Here is a 16,577-nt window from a genome sequence, read left to right as displayed (position 1 = left end):
GACTCGGGTGCCACCGTCCGCTGTCTCCGGTCGGCGGTCATGCTACTGCCCGCCACCGCGCCGGTCAGGCCGGGTAGAGCTCGTCGCGCAGGCGGGCCAGCAGTTCCGGGGTCCGCTCCGGCGGCGCCGCCTCCACGCACAACCGTTCCATCGCCTCGGCGTAGAAGTCGAGGTCGTCGCGCTTGTCCAGGTAGATGGCGCTGGTGAGCTGCTCGATGTAGACGATGTCGGGCAGGTCGGCGTCACCGAAGCGCAGGATGCTGAACGCGCCGCTGGCCGCGGCGTGCCCGCCGGCGGCGAACGGGACGATCTGCAACCGTACGTGCGGGCCCGAGGTCGCCTCGATCAGCGCGTCCATCTGCTCGCGCATCACCGCGGCGCCGCCGATCGGGCGGCGCAGCACCGCCTCGTCGAGCACCGCCCACAGCTGCGGCGGGTTGGGCCGCCGCAGCAGCTCCTTGCGCTGCATCCGCAGCTCCACCCGCCGGTCCAGTTCCGCCGCCGACGCGCCGCGGTGGCCGAGCAGGATCACCTGCCGGGCGTACGCGGCGGTCTGCAACAGGCCGGGTACGAACTGCACCTCGTACGTGCGGATCAGCGCGGCGGCCGCCTCCAGGCCCAGGTACGACTGGAACCAGGCGGGGAGCACGTCGCCGTAGCGGTGCCACCAGCCCGGGCTGTTCGCGTCGCGGGCCAGCTTGAGCAGCGCGTCGCGGTCCTCCGGCGCGGTGACGCCGTAGAGCGTGAGCAGGTCGGCCACGTCGCGCTCCTTGAAGCCGACCCGGCCCAGCTCCATCCGGCTGATCTTCGACTCCGACGAGCGGATCTCCCAGCCTGCGGTCTCCCGGCTGACGCCGGCACTCTCCCGCAGCCGGCGCAGCTGCCCGCCGAGCAGCATGCGCAGCACTGTCGGACCGCTTGTCGGACCACCCTCGACGGGCACCGTCGCCACCTGACCGCCCTCGCATCCCGACCGACCCGGCCGGGCACCCTCCCGGACCGACGAGTAAGCATGCCATGAACCGACAGTGAGGTGAACTCCTCCGGACGGACGGAGTCAGTCCCGTGTACGGGACGGCGGGATCAGGTGGTCGAAGTCGCCGTCCCGCGCGCCGAGCACGAAGGCCGCGATCTCGTCCACTGTGTAGATGAGCGCCGGGCCCTCCGGGTGCCGCGAGTTGCGGACCGCGATGCCGCCGCCGTCGGGCAGCTCGGCCAGTTCGACGCAGTTGCCGCTGGGGTTGCTGCGGCGGCTCTTCAGCCAGCGCATCGGTGGCAACTCGGTCACGGGCACGCCGTTCGGGGGATGCTGCATGGGCGTCCTTCGGGATGAGCCAGCCGAGGCCGCGGGGAGGAGCGGTGGGTGGCGACGTCTGTCGACTGAGGAGTGAGATGCACGTGCATCTGCTATTGCATCTGCAATGGACGGAGAGGATGATACTCGAAATACGGTGTGCCGGTTCGCTCACGTACGGTGACCTGAACCCGGCCCCGGGGACGCCGCTCCGCGCGGCTTCGGGACTGCGGTGAGGAGGACGCGTTGGCGGATCCGATGACCATCGCCTCCGGCATCTCCGCGGCTGGCGCACTCGTCTCCGCCTGGCAGTTACGCCGCCGCGCGCTGCGCGCCGAAGCCGAGATCGAGCTGCTCCAGGCCGAGCTGGCCGCCGAACGGCACGCCGCCAGCCACGACCCGCTCACCGGGCTGCCCAACCGCCGCGCGTTCTTCCGGCTGGCCGCCGCCCTGCTCACCGACCCCGCCGGCCAGCCGCTCGTCGCGGTCGTGCTCGACCTGGACAACTTCAAGCAGGTGAACGACCGCTACGGGCACGCCGCCGGGGACCAGGTGCTGGTCTGCGTCGCGCAGCGGCTCGCCGCGTTCGCCGGCCCCAACCTGGTTGCCCGGCTCGGCGGCGACGAGTTCGCCGGACTGCTCGCCAGCCCCACGCCGGACCGCCGGTGGATCGAGCACGCCACCCGGCGGCTCTGCGAGGCGCTCGCCGCGCCGATCCCGCTCGGCGCGCGCAGCATCCAGGTCACCGCCTCGGTCGGGCTGGCGCCGGTGCACTGCCCCACGCAGCTCGCCGACGCGCTCTGCCGCGCCGACGCGGCCATGTACGAGGCGAAGACGCTCGGCGCGTCCCGCCCGACCCGCCAGCTCGTCGCGGAGTGCTGAGCGGCTCGTCCGCCAGCTCGTCGCGGGGTCGCCGGGGCGGCTCTGTCCGGTGGGTCAGCGCCAGCCGTAGCCGGCGCGCAACGCCTGCCCGACCCGGTCGAACCGGGGCCGGTCCAGCACCGCGCCCTCGCGGCGGATGCTGTCCTCGCGCATGGTGAGCACCCGGTCCAGGCGAACCCAGCTCGGCCGCTCGTCCCGATCCCACTCCCCCGGGCCGAGCGCCAGCCAGTGCCGCTGGCCGTCCCGGTCGCTCTGGCTGGACAGCATCAGCCCGAACAGCGTGCGGCTGTGCCGGCCCACCACCAGCACCGGGCGGTCCTTGCCCTGGCGCGGGTCGTCCTCGTACGGCACCCAGGTCCAGACGATCTCGCCCGGGTCGGCCTGCCCGTCCGGCTCCGGGGCGTACGACAGCTCGCGACGCTGCAACGCGCTGACCTGGCGGCGGCGCGCGACCTGCGCCGGGATCGGTCCGCCGGGGCGGGCGGGGGCGGGCACGCCCCGGGTGATCCGGCCGAGCTTCGACGCCACGTTCCTCAACAGACCTGCCACGGCGGGCAGCCTATCGGCCGGGGCGCCGGGCCCGGAATCGGGTCGCCGGAGCGGGTACGCGGTGCCATCGTGCCCTGGTGACAGTGCCCCGCCACCAGATCCGCGCCGCGTACACCGACACGTCGGTCACCGTCTACCAGGCGTACCCGCCGGAGATCGCCGACGCGGCGCTGCGGGCGGGGCGGTTCGTGCCGCCGTTCAAGCGGGAGCGGATGACCTGGATCAAGCCGTCGTTCCGCTGGATGATGTACCGCTGCGGCTGGGCGCTCAAGCCGGGCCAGGAACGGGTGCTGGCGGTCGACATCAGCCGGTCCGGCTTCGAGTGGGCCCTGCGGCACGCCTGCCTCAGCAGCTACGACCCACGCCTGCACCCGGACCGGGACGCCTGGCGGCACAGCCTGCGGGTCAGCCCGGTGCGGGTGCAGTGGGACCCGGAACGCTCGCTGCGGCTGGCGCCGCTGCCGGTGGAGCGGCCGTACCCGCTGCCGGTCGAGGTGGCCCGGATCGTCGACGCCGGCTGAGCGACCCCGGCACCGGGCGGGCGCCGCGAGGCGCGCTGTCAATAGGGGCTTTTCTACTACCGGAGGCGTTAACAGGAGGCCCTTCCTTACAGTGGGGGCGTGGAGTTGCCGGACGATCTGCCGCTGTTCGAGCGCAGCGCGGTGCGGCTGGTGGTGCTCGACGCCGCCGACCACCTGCTGCTGTTCCACACCCGCGACCCGGACCACCCGGACCTCGGCGTGTGGTGGGAGCTACCCGGCGGCGGCCTGGACCCGGGCGAGACGTACCGGGAGGCGGCGGTACGCGAACTGCGCGAGGAGACCGGCATCGTCATCGGCCCGGACGAGGTGGGCGCGCCGACGTGGCGGCGGCGGGCCAGCTTCCGGCACCGGCAACGCCGCCACCTCCAGGACGAGGTCGTCGTGACGGTACGGCTGCCCGGCCCCGGACCGGACGTGGACGAGGCGCTGCGGCTGGACTACGAGGTGGAGGACTACTTCGGGTTCCGCTGGTGGCCGCTGGCCGAGGTGCTCGCCGAACGGCCGCGCTGCTATCCCGGGCGACTGCCGGACCTGCTGCCCGCGTTCCTGGCCGGGACGGAGATCGACGAGCCGTTCGAGCTGTGGTCCTGACACGGGGCGCGCCGGCGGGCAGAGTGGAGCCGTGACTCCCCTGCGCGCACCCCTGGCCCGTTACGCCGAGCGGCTGCACCGCGCCGCCGGTGACACCCACCACGTCGCCTCGCCGCTCGGTGCCTGGCTGCTGCTGGCGCTGACCGGCCCGGCCGCCACCGGTGAGACCCGGGCGGCGCTGGCCGAGGCACTCGACGCCGACCCGGACGACGCCGCCGCCGAGGCCCGGGCGCTGCTCGCCGCCCCGCATTCGATGGTCGCCGCCGCCACCGCGCTGTGGGAACGCGCCCCGGCGGCGGAACTGGCCGCCTGGCGGGCCGCCCTGCCGGCGAGCACCGAACGCGGTCCGCTGCCGGACCAGGCGGCGCTGGACGCCTGGGCCCGGGAGCGTACCGGCGGGCTGATCGACAGCTTCCCGGTCGACCTCGCCCCGGACACCCTGCTGGTCCTGGCCAGCGCGCTCGCGACCCGGGTGTCGTGGGCCGACCCGTTCGACACCGCCCCGGGCGCGGAGCTGGGCGCGGGCAGCGCCTGGTCCGGGCGGCTGAGCCGGGTGCTGCGTACGCCGCCGTCCGGGCACCGCTGCTGGGTGGCGGCCACCGACCGCGCCGGTGACGTGGCGGTGCACGCGGTGCCGGCGCAAACCGGCGACGACGGCGCCGGGATGCTCGTGGTCTCGGTGGCCGCCGCACCCGAGGTGCCCGCCGCCGACGTGCTGGCCGCCGCGCAGGAACTGGCGAGCGCCGCCGCGCTCATCCCGGACTCCACGCCGGACCGCCGTTCGCTGTACGACCTTCCGCTGGACGAGACGCCGCTGTGGACGGTGCGGGAGGAGCCGATCCAAACGTACGCGGCGGACGCCCGGGTGGAACGCGCCACCGCGGTGCTGCCCTGCTGGTCGGCGCGTAACCGGCACGACCTGACCGCGCCCGGGTTCGGCTTCGACGCGGCGGCCCGGGCGCTCGGCGAGTTGCTGGGCATGACCGGGCCGGGGTTCGACGCCGCGCAGTCCGCGGTGGCCCGGTTCGGCCGCTACGGCTTCGAGGCGGCCGCGGTGACCGGGTTCTTCACGGTGACCAGCGCGCCGCCGGAGCGGGTCGCCCGCATCGCGGAGCTGCGCTTCGGTCACCCGTACGCGGTGGTCGCGGTGACCACGGACCCGGCCGGTGGGCCGTGGCACGCGCTGCCTGTCTACTCCGCCTGGGTGGCCGACCCGGAGGAGCTGCCCGCCGGCGACGCCGGGTAGGCCGCGAGCGCGCTGGTGAGCTGGTCCAGTCCCAAGGAGCCGAGCTCCAGCGCCCGGTTGTGGAACGCGCGCCGATCGCCGGGGAACGCCGCGCGGCCGTCCCGCCACACCCGCTCCCCCACCTTGTAGGTGAGCGCCTGCCCCGGCCGGCCCAGATAGCGGGCCAGTTCCAGTGGTGCGTACGGGCCCTGGTGGCAGCGGTCGCGCAACAGGTCCAGCGCGGCGTCCGGCGTCCACGGCGCGCCGCCGGAGGGCATCGGCAGCTTCAGGTGCAGGCCGATGTCGAGCACCACCCGGGCCGCCCGCAGCAGTTGCATGAACAGGTGCCCCAGCCGGGCGCCCGGCTGCTCGTAGAGTCCGAGTTCGTCCATGAACCGCTCGGCGTACAGGGCCCAGCCCTCCTGCGCGCCGGAGAGCCCGCCGAGCAGGTTCAGCCGCTGCCCGGGGCCGCCCCGGCACGCCTCAGAGCCGAGGTGCAGGTGGTGGCCGGGGACGCCCTCGTGGTACGCGGTGCTGTACGCCCACCAGGTGGAGAAGTACTCCTGCCCGTCGGGCAGCAGCCACGAGACCCGGCCCGGCCGGGTCAGGTCCCGCGACGGCGCGATGTAGGCGGTGCCGCCGGACGTGGTGACCCTTGACTCGATGCGCCGCAGCGGCGCGGGGATGTCGAAGTGGACACCGTGCATCCGCTCGGTGGTGGCCTCCAGCAGCTCCTGGAGCCAGGCGGCGAACTCGTCCCGGCTGGCCAGCGCGCCCGGCGCGTCGGGGCGGTCGAGCCGGTCCCGCACCTCGGGCACGGTGCCGCCCAGGGCCTTCGCCTCGGCGACCAGGTCCGCCTCGATCGCGGCGAACTCGTCCCAGCCCCACTCGTACAGCTCGCGCAGGTCCGGTTCGGTGCCGAGGAAGGTCCGCACCCAGAGGGCGTACCGCTGCGGGCCGAACGCCTCGTCGTCGTGCGCGAGCGGCGCCAGGTCCGCGGTGAGCGTCGCGGCGAACCGCCGGTACGCCTCCCGCGCGCCCTGCGCCGCAGCCTGCAACGAGGCGCGCTGCGGGCCGTCGCCGTACCGCTGCACGAGCGCCGTGTCCTCGTCGATCCAGGTGCGGCAGCGCCGCGTCACCAGCTCCACCTGACGCCGGGCCGGCAGGTGACCGCGCCCGGCGGCGAGAAGCAGGCTCCGGGCGTACCCGTCGAGTGCGGCCGGGACGGCGGCCTGGCGCGCGCCGACGCGGGCCCAGCCGTCCTCGGAGGCCGCGCGCCCGGCGTCGCGGCCCGGCACCGCTGATTCGACGCACTGGCGGATGAGCTGGAGCGGGCCGGTGGCCGCGACGTGCAGTTCCCGCAGGTCCTCCCCGGCGTCGTGGAAGGCGATCCGGGCGCGCAGCCGTTCGGCGAGGTGAGCGTGCAGCGGGGTCGCGGGCAGCGTCTCGATCCGGCGCAGGGCGCGGGCGGCGAGGTCGGCGCGGGCCTGGTGACCGTCCGGGCTGTAGTCGGTGAGGCCGTCGACGTCCTGCTCACCGGCCTCGACCACGGCGGCGCACGGATCGAGGCGCCCTATCTCCCGCAACAGCGCGTCGGTGACGTCCTCGCTCATCGCACCGATGCTAGCCCCGGTGATCAAGGAGTTCGTGCCGGCCGGGGAGGCCCGGACCGGACACGAACTCCTTGATCAACCGGATGGGAGGCGGGGTCAGACCGAGACGAGTTCCTTCTTCTCGGCCTTGGCGGCCAGGCGCTTCTCACGCTCCTGGGCACCGATGAGGTCGTCCGGCAGGGAGTCCTCCACCTCCAGGTCGAACCGGCGGAGCAGCCGGATCGCGAAACCGCCCAGCGTGATGAGGATCAGCGCCGCGCCGAAGCAGATGTACGCGAAACCGATGCCCCGGCCCGGTCCGGTGCCGATCACCGCGCCCACCGAGCCGGCGAGCGCCCCACCGGGTGCGAGCATCGGCTCGAACAGCGCGGTGGCGCCCGGCGCGAGCAGCGCGAACCCGATCGGCAGCGTCGACCAGGAGATGGTCTGGTTGAGGCTGAACACCCGGCCGTGGAAGCGCTGCGGCACCTTCACCTGGACGATCGTCGCGTAGATCGACTGCGCGGTGGTCATCGACATGGCCAGCCAGCAGAAGCCGACGCAGATCATCGCCACCGACGCGTCCAGGCCGATCAGCACGCACCCGATCGCGGTGCCCAGGTTGCCGATCAGCACGCCGATCATGCGGCGCTTGCGCGGACCGCCCCACAGCGACATGAGCACGCCGCCGAGCACCGCGCCGACCGCCTCGGCCAGCGCCACCTGCGCCACCTGGGTCGGGCTGCCGAACGACAGCACCAGCGGCGTGATGAGCACCAGTGCGGGCGCCAGGAAGATGTTGCCCAACGCGAAGTAGCCGAGCATCAGCCGGAACCCGCGATGCCGCCACGAGTAGCGCATGCCGTTGGCGATGGCCACCAGCAGGCGTTCCCGGGGCCGCCAGCCCAGCGCGTCCGGGAAGCGGACCACGGCGAGGGTGAGCACCGCGAACACGTAGCTGGCCACGTCGACCAGCAGGATGCCCTTCAGCTCGATGGTGGCGAGCAGGCCGGCCGCGAACGCCGGCATGAGCAGCGTGGCCACACCGGTGGAGAGCTGGGTGATGCCCATGGCGTGCCCGAGGTAGCGCTTGGGCACCAGCTGCGGCACCGCCGACTGGAACGCGATCCGCTGGAACGAACCGGCCACCGAACTGAGCGCCACCAGCATGTAGATGTGCCAGAGCACCAGGTTGTCGGTCCACAACAGGGTCGCCAGCACGAGCTGGACGGACCCGGCGAAGCAGCTCGCCGTCATCATGATCCGCCGCCGGCTGACCCGGTCGACCAGCGCGCCGGCCACCGGCAGCATGAGCACGCCGCAGATCAGCGCAAGCGCCCAGAGCAGGCCGAGGTTCGCCACCGAGCCGGTGCGGTTGAACAACCAGATCGGCAGCGCGAACGCGGTCAGCGCGGAACCGGTGCTGGAGATGAGCTGGCCGGTCGTGATGGCCATGAACCGGCCCATGCTCGGCTTGACCGTCTTGGTGGGCTTGCGGGCCTCCCCCACCCGCAGCGTGTCGGCCACCACCCAGCCGGCGTCCTCACCACGGGCCTCCGGCGTCAGCGCGCCGACGTCACCGGCGACCACCGCCGGGTGCACCTGCGTGACGATCTCGGCGAGTTCCTCGGCGCGGTACTTGAGGAAGAAGTGCCCGGCCTGGTCGAGGACGACGAGGCCGAGCGTGTCGCTGAGGAACTGCCACTCGGCGTACCGCTCGCGGTAGTAGTCGGTGACCGGGTCCTCGGAGCCGACCACCGAGATGATCGGCGTCCGGAGCTTCGCCGCCTGCTGGTCCAGCAGCCGGGTGAAGTACTCCTCCGAGGCGCGGGAGTCGGCCCGCATGTTGCTGATGATCCGGTCGGCCTGCTCCGGGTCCAGCTCGTCGGTGTCCACACCCATCGACTTCAGCCAGCTCGCCGAGTGCCTGTTGCTGCTGAGCCGCTCGAGGCGGTCGCGGAGCGCCGCGATCACGCCCTTCGGACGGGCGAACGGGAACATGGCGCCGATGTAGACGGCCTCCAGGTCCCGGCCGGCCGCCTCGACCTTGCGGGCCACGTCGGCGAGGATGGCGCTGCCCACGCCACAGTGGCCGTACAGTGCGATCGGCCCCTCGACCCGCTCCAGGATCTCGTCGGCGACCCGGCTGGTCAGCTCGTCGAACGGCAACGCGTCCTCGCTCAGACCCACGTCGTGGCCGGGGATCGCCAGCGACCACAGCCCGTACCCGGCCGGCAGCGCGTCGGCAAGCGGCTGGTAGACGATGGCGCTGCCGCCGCCGTACGGGACGCAGACGTACGTCAGCACCCGCTTGCCCGCCGGGATCGGCTTGGTCAGCTCGTAGAGCAGCCGGCGCGGCCCCTCGTGCGCGGCGTCACCGGAGATGAACGCGGCGAGGTCCCGGATGGTGCGCTGCTGGAACAGGTCCATCACGCCGACCGCCCGGCCGCCCAGCTCCGCCTTGCGGATCTTGGCGACCACCTGGGTGGCCAGCATCGAGTGCCCGCCCAGGTCGAAGAAGTCGTCGTCGATGCCGAGCGTGTCCACGCCCAGCACCTCGGACCAGATCGCTGCGAGCGCCCGCTCGGTGTCGTCGCGCGGCTCGACGAGCGCCACCGACGCCTCGCGGGTGACCACCGGCGCGGGCAGCGCCTTGCGGTCCAGCTTGCCGTTCGGGGTCAGCGGCAGCGCGTCGAGCGTGACGAACGCGGCCGGCACCATGTATTCGGGCAGCGTGTCCTTCAGCGCCGCCTTCAGCGCGGCGTGCTCGGCCTCCCCCACCAGGTACGCGGTGAGCCGCTTGTCGCCCGGGCTGTCCTCGCGGACGATCACCGTGGCCTCGGTGACGCCCGGCTGGTCGCGCAGCGCGCTCTCGATCTCGCCCAGCTCGATGCGCAGACCACGCAGCTTGACCTGGTGGTCGATGCGGCCGAGGAACTCGATCACCCCGGCGCCGTCCGGGCCGGCGACCCAGCGGGCCAGGTCACCGGTGCGGTAGAGGCGGGCGCCCGGCTCGCCGGAGAACGGGTCGGGGACGAACTTCTCCGCCGTCAGCGCCGGCCGGCGGTGGTAGCCGCGGGCCAGCCCGACACCGCCGATGTGCAGCTCCCCGGCCACCCCGACCGGGCACTGCGCGCCGGACGGGTCGAGCACGTGCAGCCGCAGGTTGGCGATCGGCGCGCCGATCGGCACGCTGGTCACCTCGGCCAGCCGGTCCGGCTCGCACGCCCAGGCGGTCACGTCGATGGCCGCCTCGGTCGGGCCGTACAGGTTGTGCAGGCCGCACCAGGGCAGCCGGGCGGTGAAGTCGGCCGCCGAGGCCGGCGGCAGCTCCTCACCGGAGCAGATCACCCGGCGCAGCGCGGTGGCCGCTTCCACGCCGTCCTCGGCGAGGAAGACGGTCAGCATCGACGGGACGAAGTGGGCGGTGGTGATCCGCTCGGACACCAGCAGGTCGCGCAGGTAGCCGGCGTCCTTGTGACCGCCGGGCTTCGCCAGCACCAGGCGGGCGCCGGTGCGCAGCGGCCAGAAGAACTCCCACACCGACACGTCGAAGCTCGCCGGGGTCTTCTGGAGCACCGCGTCGTCGGCGCCGAGGCCGTACGTCTTCTGCATCCAGTCGAGCCGGTTGACGATGCCCCGGTGCGTGTTCGGCACGCCCTTCGGGCGGCCGGTGGAGCCGGAGGTGTAGATGACGTACGCCAGGTTCTCCGGCCCGGCGGCCGGCGTGGGGTCGGTCTCGGGCTGACCGCTCCACACGGTGGCGTCGTCCAGTTCGAGCACCGTGGCGCCGGTGTCGGGCAGCACGTCACGCAGGTGCGACTGGACCAGCACCACCGGCGCGTCCGCGTCGCCGACCATGAACGCGAGCCGGTCGGCCGGGTACTCCGGGTCCAGCGGCAGGTACGCGCCGCCGGCCTTGAGCACGCCGAGCAGGCCGGCGACCAGTTCCACCGACCGTTCCGCGCACACCCCGACCAGGGTCTCCGGGCCGACGCCCGCCACGCGCAGCCGGTGCGCGACGCGGTTGGCCTGCGCGTTCAGCTCGGCGTACGTGCGCCTGTGCCCGTCGATGGTGACCGCCACCGCGTCCGGGGTGGCCGCGGCGCGCTCCTCGATCGGGCCGTGCAGCGTCTCGGCGCGCGGGAAGTCGGCGGTGGTGTCGTTCCAGGCGGCCAGCAGGTCCCGCTCGGCGGCGGGCAGCAGCGGCAGCCGGGACACCGGGGTGTCCGGCGCGGCGACGACCGCGTCCAGCAGCGCGGTCCACCGCTGCGCCATCCGCTCCACCGTGGCACGGTCGAACAGGTCGGTGTTGAAGACCAGCTTGCCCCAGAGACCGTCGACGGTCTCCACCGCGTGCAGCTCGAAGTCGAACCGGGTGGCCTGCAACTCCATCGGGGTCCAGGAGAACGTGACCTCGTCGGTGCGGGACACGCCGCGGAAGCGGCCCATCTCGTAGTTCTGCAGCACGAACATGGTCTGGAACACCGGTGAGCGGCTGACGTCGCGCGGCAGGCCCAGCTCGTGGACCACCTTGGCGAACGGCACCTCGGCGTGCTCGAACCCGTCGAGCACCGTACGGCGGGTGCGTTCCAGCAGCTCGGCGAACGTCGGGTCGCCGGCCAGGTCGGCGCGCAGCGGCAGCATGTTGATGAACATGCCGACGACGTTCTCCAGCTCCGGCGCGGACCGGCCGGCCACCGACGCGCCGATGGCGAAGTCGTCCTGGCCGGCGTGCCGGGCCAGCAGCACCTGGTACGCGGCGAGCAGCGTCATGAACAGCGTGCCGCCGCTGTCGCGGGTGAGCGCGTTGAGCGCCTCCGTGGCGGCCGGGTCGAGCTGGAACTCGACGAAGTCACCCCGGTAGGTCTGGGTGGCCGGGCGGGGCCGGTCCAGCGGCAGTTCCAGCGGCGTGATGCCGGCCAGCCGCTGCTTCCAGTAGTCGACGTGCGCCCGCGCCTGCGGCCCGTCCAGCTCCTGGGCCTCCCAGACGGCGAAGTCGCCGTACTGGATCGGCAGGGCCGGCGGCTCGCCGCCCCGGTAGAGCGTGATCAGGTCGCGCAGCAGCACGTCCACCGACCAGCCGTCACCGACGATGTGGTGTTGGGCGAGGAACAGCACGTGGTCGTCGGCGGCGAGCCGGATCAGCAGGGCCCGCAGCAGCGGCCCGTTCGCCAGGTCGAACGGCTCGGCCGCCGCCGCGTCGACGAGCGCCTGCGCGGCCGCCTCGTCGGGCGCGTCCACCACAGTGAGCGGCACGTCGGCGGTGTCCGCGACGACCACTGTGGGGCGGCCGTCGGCGTCGGCCGGGAAGCGGGTGCGCTGCGACTCGTGCCGGTCCGCGAGGGCGGTCAGGGCGGCGCGCAACGCGTCCACGTCGAGTGGTCCGCGCACCCGCAGCGGCACCGCGATGTGGTACGCCGCCTCGCCCGGGGCGAGCTGGTCCATGAACCAGACCCGCTCCTGGGCGTAGGACAGCGGCACCTCGGCGCCGGACGGGCGGGGGGTGATCCGGGCCGCGGGGGCGGCCTGGCGGGCGCGTAGCCGTTTGGCGATCAGCGCCTGCCGGGCCGCCTCGCGGGCCGGATCCTTCAGGTCCGTCATCAGTTGGTTCCCTCTTCCGCCGCGAGCAGCGCGGCGACCTCGGTGTCGGAGAGCCCGTCGAGTTCGGCGGCGATCCGCTGTTCGATCTGGGCGGCCAGGTCGGCCACCACGGGGCTGCTGAACAGCGCCCGCATGGGCAGGTCGACGTCCACCTCGGCGCGGATCCGGGCCATCGCCCGCATGCCGCGCAGCGAGTTGCCGCCGAGGGCGAAGAAGTCGTCGTGGGCGCCGACCTTCTCCACCTGGAGGATCTCGGCGTACACCTCGGCGACCAGTGCCTCGGCGTCGGTGCGGGGCGCGACGTAGCTGTCCTGCGCCGCCTCGGTCGTCGCCGGGGCGGGCAGCGCGGCACGGTCCAGCTTGCCGTTCGGCGTCAGCGGCAGCGCGTCCAGCCGGACCAGGGCGGCCGGCACCAGGTGCGCGGGCAGCTCGCGGGCCAGTTCGGCGCGGACCGAGTCCTCGTGGGCCGGGCCCACCAGGTAGCCGACGAGCGTCGGCTCGCCGCCGTCGGTGCGTACCGCCGCGGCGGCGGCGCGCACGTCCGGGTGGGCCAGCAGCGCGGCCTCCACCTCGCCCAGTTCGATGCGCATGCCGCGCACCTTGACCTGGTCGTCGCGGCGGCCCAGGTAGTCCAGCGTGCCGTCGGCACGCCAGCGGGCCAGGTCGCCGGTGGCGTACATCCGCGCGCCGGGCGGGCCGTACGGGCAGGGCAGGAACCGCTCGGCGGTCAGGGCGGGCCGGTCGTGGTAGCCGCGCGCGAGCTGGGTGCCGGTGACGTACAGCTCCCCCACCACGCCCGGCGGCACCGGCCGCAGCGCGGCGTCGAGCAGCAGCGCCCGAGTGTTCCAGGTGGGCGTGCCGATCGGCACCGGACCGGCCGGGACCGGTTCACCGGGGGCGATCCGGGCCGCGACGCAGCCCACAGTGGCCTCCGTCGGGCCGTACTCGTTGATGACGGCCACGTCGGGGTGCGCGGCCCGCCATGCGGCGAGCTGCTCGCCGGTCAGCGCCTCGCCGCCGATCACCAGGTCGGCCGTCGGCGACAGCTCGCCGTCGAGCAGCGGCAGGTGGCTCGGCGTGACCTTGAGGAACGCGGGCCGGCCACCGGCGCGGGCGGCGGGCTCGTCGATCGCGGCGAGCCGTACCGTGCCGCCGGCGGTGAGCGTGCCGAGCAGGCCGGTCACGGTCAGGTCGAACGACACCGGCGAGTGCAGCAGCGCCACCCCGGCCAGCCCCGGGTAGGTGGCGCGGGCCCAGGCCAGGTACGCGGTCACCGCCCGGTGCTCGACCATCACGCCCTTCGGGCGGCCGGTGGAGCCGGAGGTGTAGAGCACGTACGCCGGGTGCTCCGGGCGCAGCGGCGCGACCCGGTCGGCGTCGGTGAGGTCGTCGCCGGACTGGTCCGAGCCGACCTCGCCGTCGAGCACCAGCGCGTCACCGGGCACCAGGGCGGCGGTGTCCGGCGCGGTCACCACCAGCGCGGGCGCGGCGTCGGCCAGGAGGTAGGCGATCCGGCCGGCCGGGTACGCGGTGTCCACCGGCACGTACGCGGCACCGGCCTTGAGCACCGCCAGCATCGCCACGACCAGGTCGCAGGAGCGGGGCAGCGCCAGCGCGACCCGGGTCTCCGGGCCGGCGCCGCGCGCCACCAGCAGCCGGGCCAGCCGGTTCGCGGCGGTGTTCAGCTCGCCGTAGCCGAGCGTCACGCCGTCGCAGACCAGCGCCGCCGCGTCCGGGGTGGCGGCGGCCTGCCGCTGCACCTCGTCGACCACAGTGGTCACCGGCACGTCGTGGACGGTGTCGTTCCAGGTGCCGAGCACCCGCTCCCGCTCGGTGTCGGTGAGCAGCGGCAGCGCGCCGACCGTACGCTCCGGCTCGGCGACCGCGGCGGCGAGCAGCCGTACGTAGCGGTCGACCACCGTCTCGGCCGTGGCCCGGTCGAACAACTCGGTGCGGTAGACCAGGCGGCAGTCGCCGGTGGTGATGTCGAAGGCCAGGTCGTCCTTCGTGGTGCCCAGCTCCACCGGGTCGAGGCCGGAGTCCGGGATCCAGTTCAGCGCGGTCTGGAAGATCGGCTGCACCGACGGGTCACGCTGCGGGTCGACCGCCTCGACGATCTTCTGGAACGGCGTCTGCCCGTGCTCCATCGCGTCGATCAGGCCGTTGCGGACCCGGCCGAGCAGCGCCGCGAAGGTCGGGTCACCGGAGACGTCGCAGCGCAGCGCCACCGGGTTGACGAACATGCCGATCAGCGGCGTCAGCTCCGGATTGTCCCGGCCCGCGGTGGAGACGCCGACCACCACGTCGGCGTCGCCGGAGATCCGCGACAGCAGCGCCGCGAAACCGGCCAGCAGCACCATGTACGGCGTAGCCTGCGCGCCGGTGGCCAGCGCGCCGACGCGGTCCAGCAGCCCGTCGGGCAGCGTGAAGCGCACCTCGTCACCGGCGAAGCCGAGCTGGGTTGGGCGGGGCCGGTCCAGCGGCAGCCCGGTGACCGGCGGCGCGCCGGCCAGGTGACCGGTCCAGAACGCGAGCTGCCGGTCCAGTTCCTCGCCGGTGAGCTGCTGACGCTGCCAGACCGCGAAGTCGGCGTACTGGATGGGCAGCTCGGGCACGGCGGGCTCGGCGCCGGTGCGCGCGGCCTCGCAGAACGCGACCAGCTCGGCGTGGAACAGCACCGCCGAGTGGCTGTCGAAGACGGCGTGGTGCACCACGAACGCCAGCGCCAGCCCTTCCTCCATCCGGATCAGCCGGGCCCGCCACAGCGGTGCCGCGTCCAGCGGGATCGGCGTGCGGGCCATCTCGCCGCGGATGCGTTCGAACTCGGCCCGCTGCTCACCGGCCGGCAGGTGGGTGATGTCGGTGACGGGCAGCGACGCCGGCTCGTGGGCGCGCACGACCTGCACCAGCGCGCCGTCGTCGGTCCGCAGGTGGGTACGCAGCGCCTCGTGCCGGGCGATCACCCGGTTGACCACGTCACCGGCCGTGTCGGCGTCCACGCCGGCCGGGAACAGCCACGGGAAGGAGACGTTGAACACCGGCGACCCGGCGTCGAGCTGGTTGGCCATCCACACCCGCTCCTGGGCGTACGAGGCCGGGAAGGTCCACTCCTGGCTCGTGCTCATGAGAGGGCCTCGCGCACGGAGCGGGGACGCATGTCGGTCCACACCTCGTCGACGTGGGCCAGGCACTCCTCGCGCGTGCCGGCGAAACCGGTGTCGTGCCAGCCGGCGGGCAGGTCCCGGTCGGCCGACCAGATCGAGTGCTGCTCCTCGTCGTTGCGGACGACCAGGAATCGGGGTTCGGCCATGTCAGTTCGCTCCTGCGGTCTCGGGGGTGTACGGCTCGGCCATCGCGACGGCGATCTTGCGGGGACCGGTGAAGGGTTCCCGGCCGTGCGCGGCGGTCATGTTGTCCACCACCAGCACGTCGTCGCGCTGGTAGTCGAAGCGGACGGTGGCGGCCCGGTAGGCGGCGCGCAGGTGGTCCATGACGTCGGCGGGGATCTCGCCGCCGTCGCCGTAGTAGGTGTTCGACGGCAGCCCGGCGGCGCCGAACATGGCCAGCAGCCCCTCCTGGTAGTCCTTGGGCAGGGTGCTGAGGTGGAAGAACGTGGCGTGGTTGAACCAGCGCGGGGTGTCCGAGCCGGGCCGGTGGTGCACCACGTCGCGGACCGCGCGGGTACGCAGGCCGTCCTTACCGACCCACTCCACGGTGATGCCGTTGTCCGCCGCGTACGCCTCGACCTCGGCGCGGCTCTCGGTGTTGAACACCTCCTGCCAGCGGGTGCCGAAGTCGCCGTGGAAGTTGCGCACCAGCATCCAGCGGCGGCGGATGAACTCCTCGCGGACCGCCGGGTCGATCAGCTCGTACACCCGGCGCACGTCGGCCAGCGGCGTGGCGCCCTGGGTGTCCGGCGGCGTGACGCAGTAGAAGAACAGCGTCAGCGGCCAGCGCGCCTGGTACGAGTTCTCGTTGTGCAGAAAGATCTCCTCGTCCGGCGGGTAGTCGGTCGAGGTGTAGACCCGGCCCTTGATGGAGTGCCGGGGCGAGGAGCGCTCGGTATAGGTCAGCGGCTCGCCGGCGAGTGCGCGGACGGCCTGGTCGAAGCCGTCCACGCCGCCCACGTCGAAGCCGCGGAACAGCAGCCCGCCGCTGGTGACGAGGGTGTCCCGCAGCTCGGCGCGCCGGGCCGCGATCAGGTCGGTCAGCGCCCGGCCGTCGCTCTCGACGACCACCGGCAGCGTCGTGGTTGTCTCGCTCATGGTGCGGTGTCTCCTGGTTCTGGATCGGGGGTG

General features: G+C 73.7%; 12 protein-coding genes. 4 read left to right on the top strand and 8 right to left on the bottom strand.

Translation table 11 applies throughout. The features are described 5' to 3' along the window. Window positions 1-64 precede the first annotated feature (64 nt). Window positions 65-952 carry a helix-turn-helix transcriptional regulator gene (locus tag O7546_RS12435; protein WP_194801709.1) on the bottom strand — a complete coding sequence of 296 codons (888 nt, stop codon included), beginning with the start codon at window positions 950-952 and terminating at the stop codon, window positions 65-67. A gap of 105 nt (window positions 953-1,057) precedes the next feature. Next, a complete protein-coding gene (locus O7546_RS12430; RefSeq protein ID WP_194801710.1) occupies window positions 1,058-1,315 on the bottom strand; it encodes a DUF397 domain-containing protein in 258 nt (85 codons plus the stop codon). Between the two features lie 225 nt (window positions 1,316-1,540). Here O7546_RS12430 and O7546_RS12425 point away from each other — a divergent pair, with 225 nt between their 5' ends. Then, window positions 1,541-2,176: a GGDEF domain-containing protein gene (locus O7546_RS12425; protein WP_194801711.1), complete on the top strand. Its 636-nt coding sequence runs from the start codon at window positions 1,541-1,543 to the stop codon at window positions 2,174-2,176. A 54-nt stretch (window positions 2,177-2,230) separates the two neighbouring features. Here O7546_RS12425 and O7546_RS12420 read toward each other — a convergent pair whose 3' ends face one another. Next, window positions 2,231-2,725 carry a type II toxin-antitoxin system PemK/MazF family toxin gene (locus O7546_RS12420; RefSeq protein WP_194801712.1) on the bottom strand — a complete coding sequence of 165 codons (495 nt, stop codon included), beginning with the start codon at window positions 2,723-2,725 and terminating at the stop codon, window positions 2,231-2,233. A gap of 77 nt (window positions 2,726-2,802) precedes the next feature. On the opposite strand from O7546_RS12420, the gene O7546_RS12415 reads away from it, so the two are divergent. The 3 genes from O7546_RS12415 to O7546_RS12405 all read left to right on the top strand — a co-directional run bounded on the left by O7546_RS12415 (window position 2,803) and on the right by O7546_RS12405 (window position 5,104). Then, on the top strand, window positions 2,803-3,246 hold the full coding sequence (locus O7546_RS12415; RefSeq protein WP_194801713.1) for a DUF4291 domain-containing protein: 444 nt from the start codon (window positions 2,803-2,805) through the stop codon (window positions 3,244-3,246). A 99-nt stretch (window positions 3,247-3,345) separates the two neighbouring features. Next, window positions 3,346-3,858 carry an NUDIX domain-containing protein gene (locus tag O7546_RS12410; protein ID WP_194801714.1) on the top strand — a complete coding sequence of 171 codons (513 nt, stop codon included), beginning with the start codon at window positions 3,346-3,348 and terminating at the stop codon, window positions 3,856-3,858. Between the two features lie 31 nt (window positions 3,859-3,889). Beyond that, entirely contained in the window at window positions 3,890-5,104 is a 1,215-nt protein-coding gene (locus tag O7546_RS12405; RefSeq protein ID WP_281600939.1) for a hypothetical protein, read from the top strand. Here O7546_RS12405 and O7546_RS12400 read toward each other — a convergent pair. The 5 genes from O7546_RS12400 to O7546_RS12380 form a co-directional block, all read right to left on the bottom strand. After that, entirely contained in the window at window positions 5,050-6,696 is a 1,647-nt protein-coding gene (locus O7546_RS12400) for a DUF885 domain-containing protein (RefSeq protein ID WP_281600938.1), read from the bottom strand. The two genes, O7546_RS12405 and O7546_RS12400, sit on opposite strands and share 55 nt — an antisense overlap. Window positions 6,697-6,792: 96 nt before the next feature. Then, a complete protein-coding gene (locus tag O7546_RS12395) occupies window positions 6,793-12,279 on the bottom strand; it encodes a non-ribosomal peptide synthetase/MFS transporter (protein WP_281600937.1) in 5,487 nt (1,828 codons plus the stop codon). After that, window positions 12,279-15,404 carry an amino acid adenylation domain-containing protein gene (locus O7546_RS12390; RefSeq protein ID WP_281600936.1) on the bottom strand — a complete coding sequence of 1,042 codons (3,126 nt, stop codon included), beginning with the start codon at window positions 15,402-15,404 and terminating at the stop codon, window positions 12,279-12,281. Before O7546_RS12390 ends, O7546_RS12395 begins: the two co-directional genes overlap by 1 nt. Continuing rightward, window positions 15,401-15,589, bottom strand: a complete 189-nt coding sequence (locus O7546_RS12385; protein ID WP_281600935.1) for an MbtH family protein — start codon at window positions 15,587-15,589, stop codon at window positions 15,401-15,403. Before O7546_RS12385 ends, O7546_RS12390 begins: the two co-directional genes overlap by 4 nt. 1 nt (window position 15,590) lies before the next feature. After that, a complete protein-coding gene (locus tag O7546_RS12380; protein ID WP_194801719.1) occupies window positions 15,591-16,544 on the bottom strand; it encodes a TauD/TfdA family dioxygenase in 954 nt (317 codons plus the stop codon). Window positions 16,545-16,577: the final 33 nt, after the last annotated feature.

The organism is Micromonospora sp. WMMA1976 (assembly GCF_027497335.1).
Taxonomy (GTDB): domain Bacteria; phylum Actinomycetota; class Actinomycetes; order Mycobacteriales; family Micromonosporaceae; genus Micromonospora; species Micromonospora aurantiaca.
Note: the sequence above shows the minus strand (reverse complement) of the source record. Positions and strands in the feature narration are given on the sequence as shown.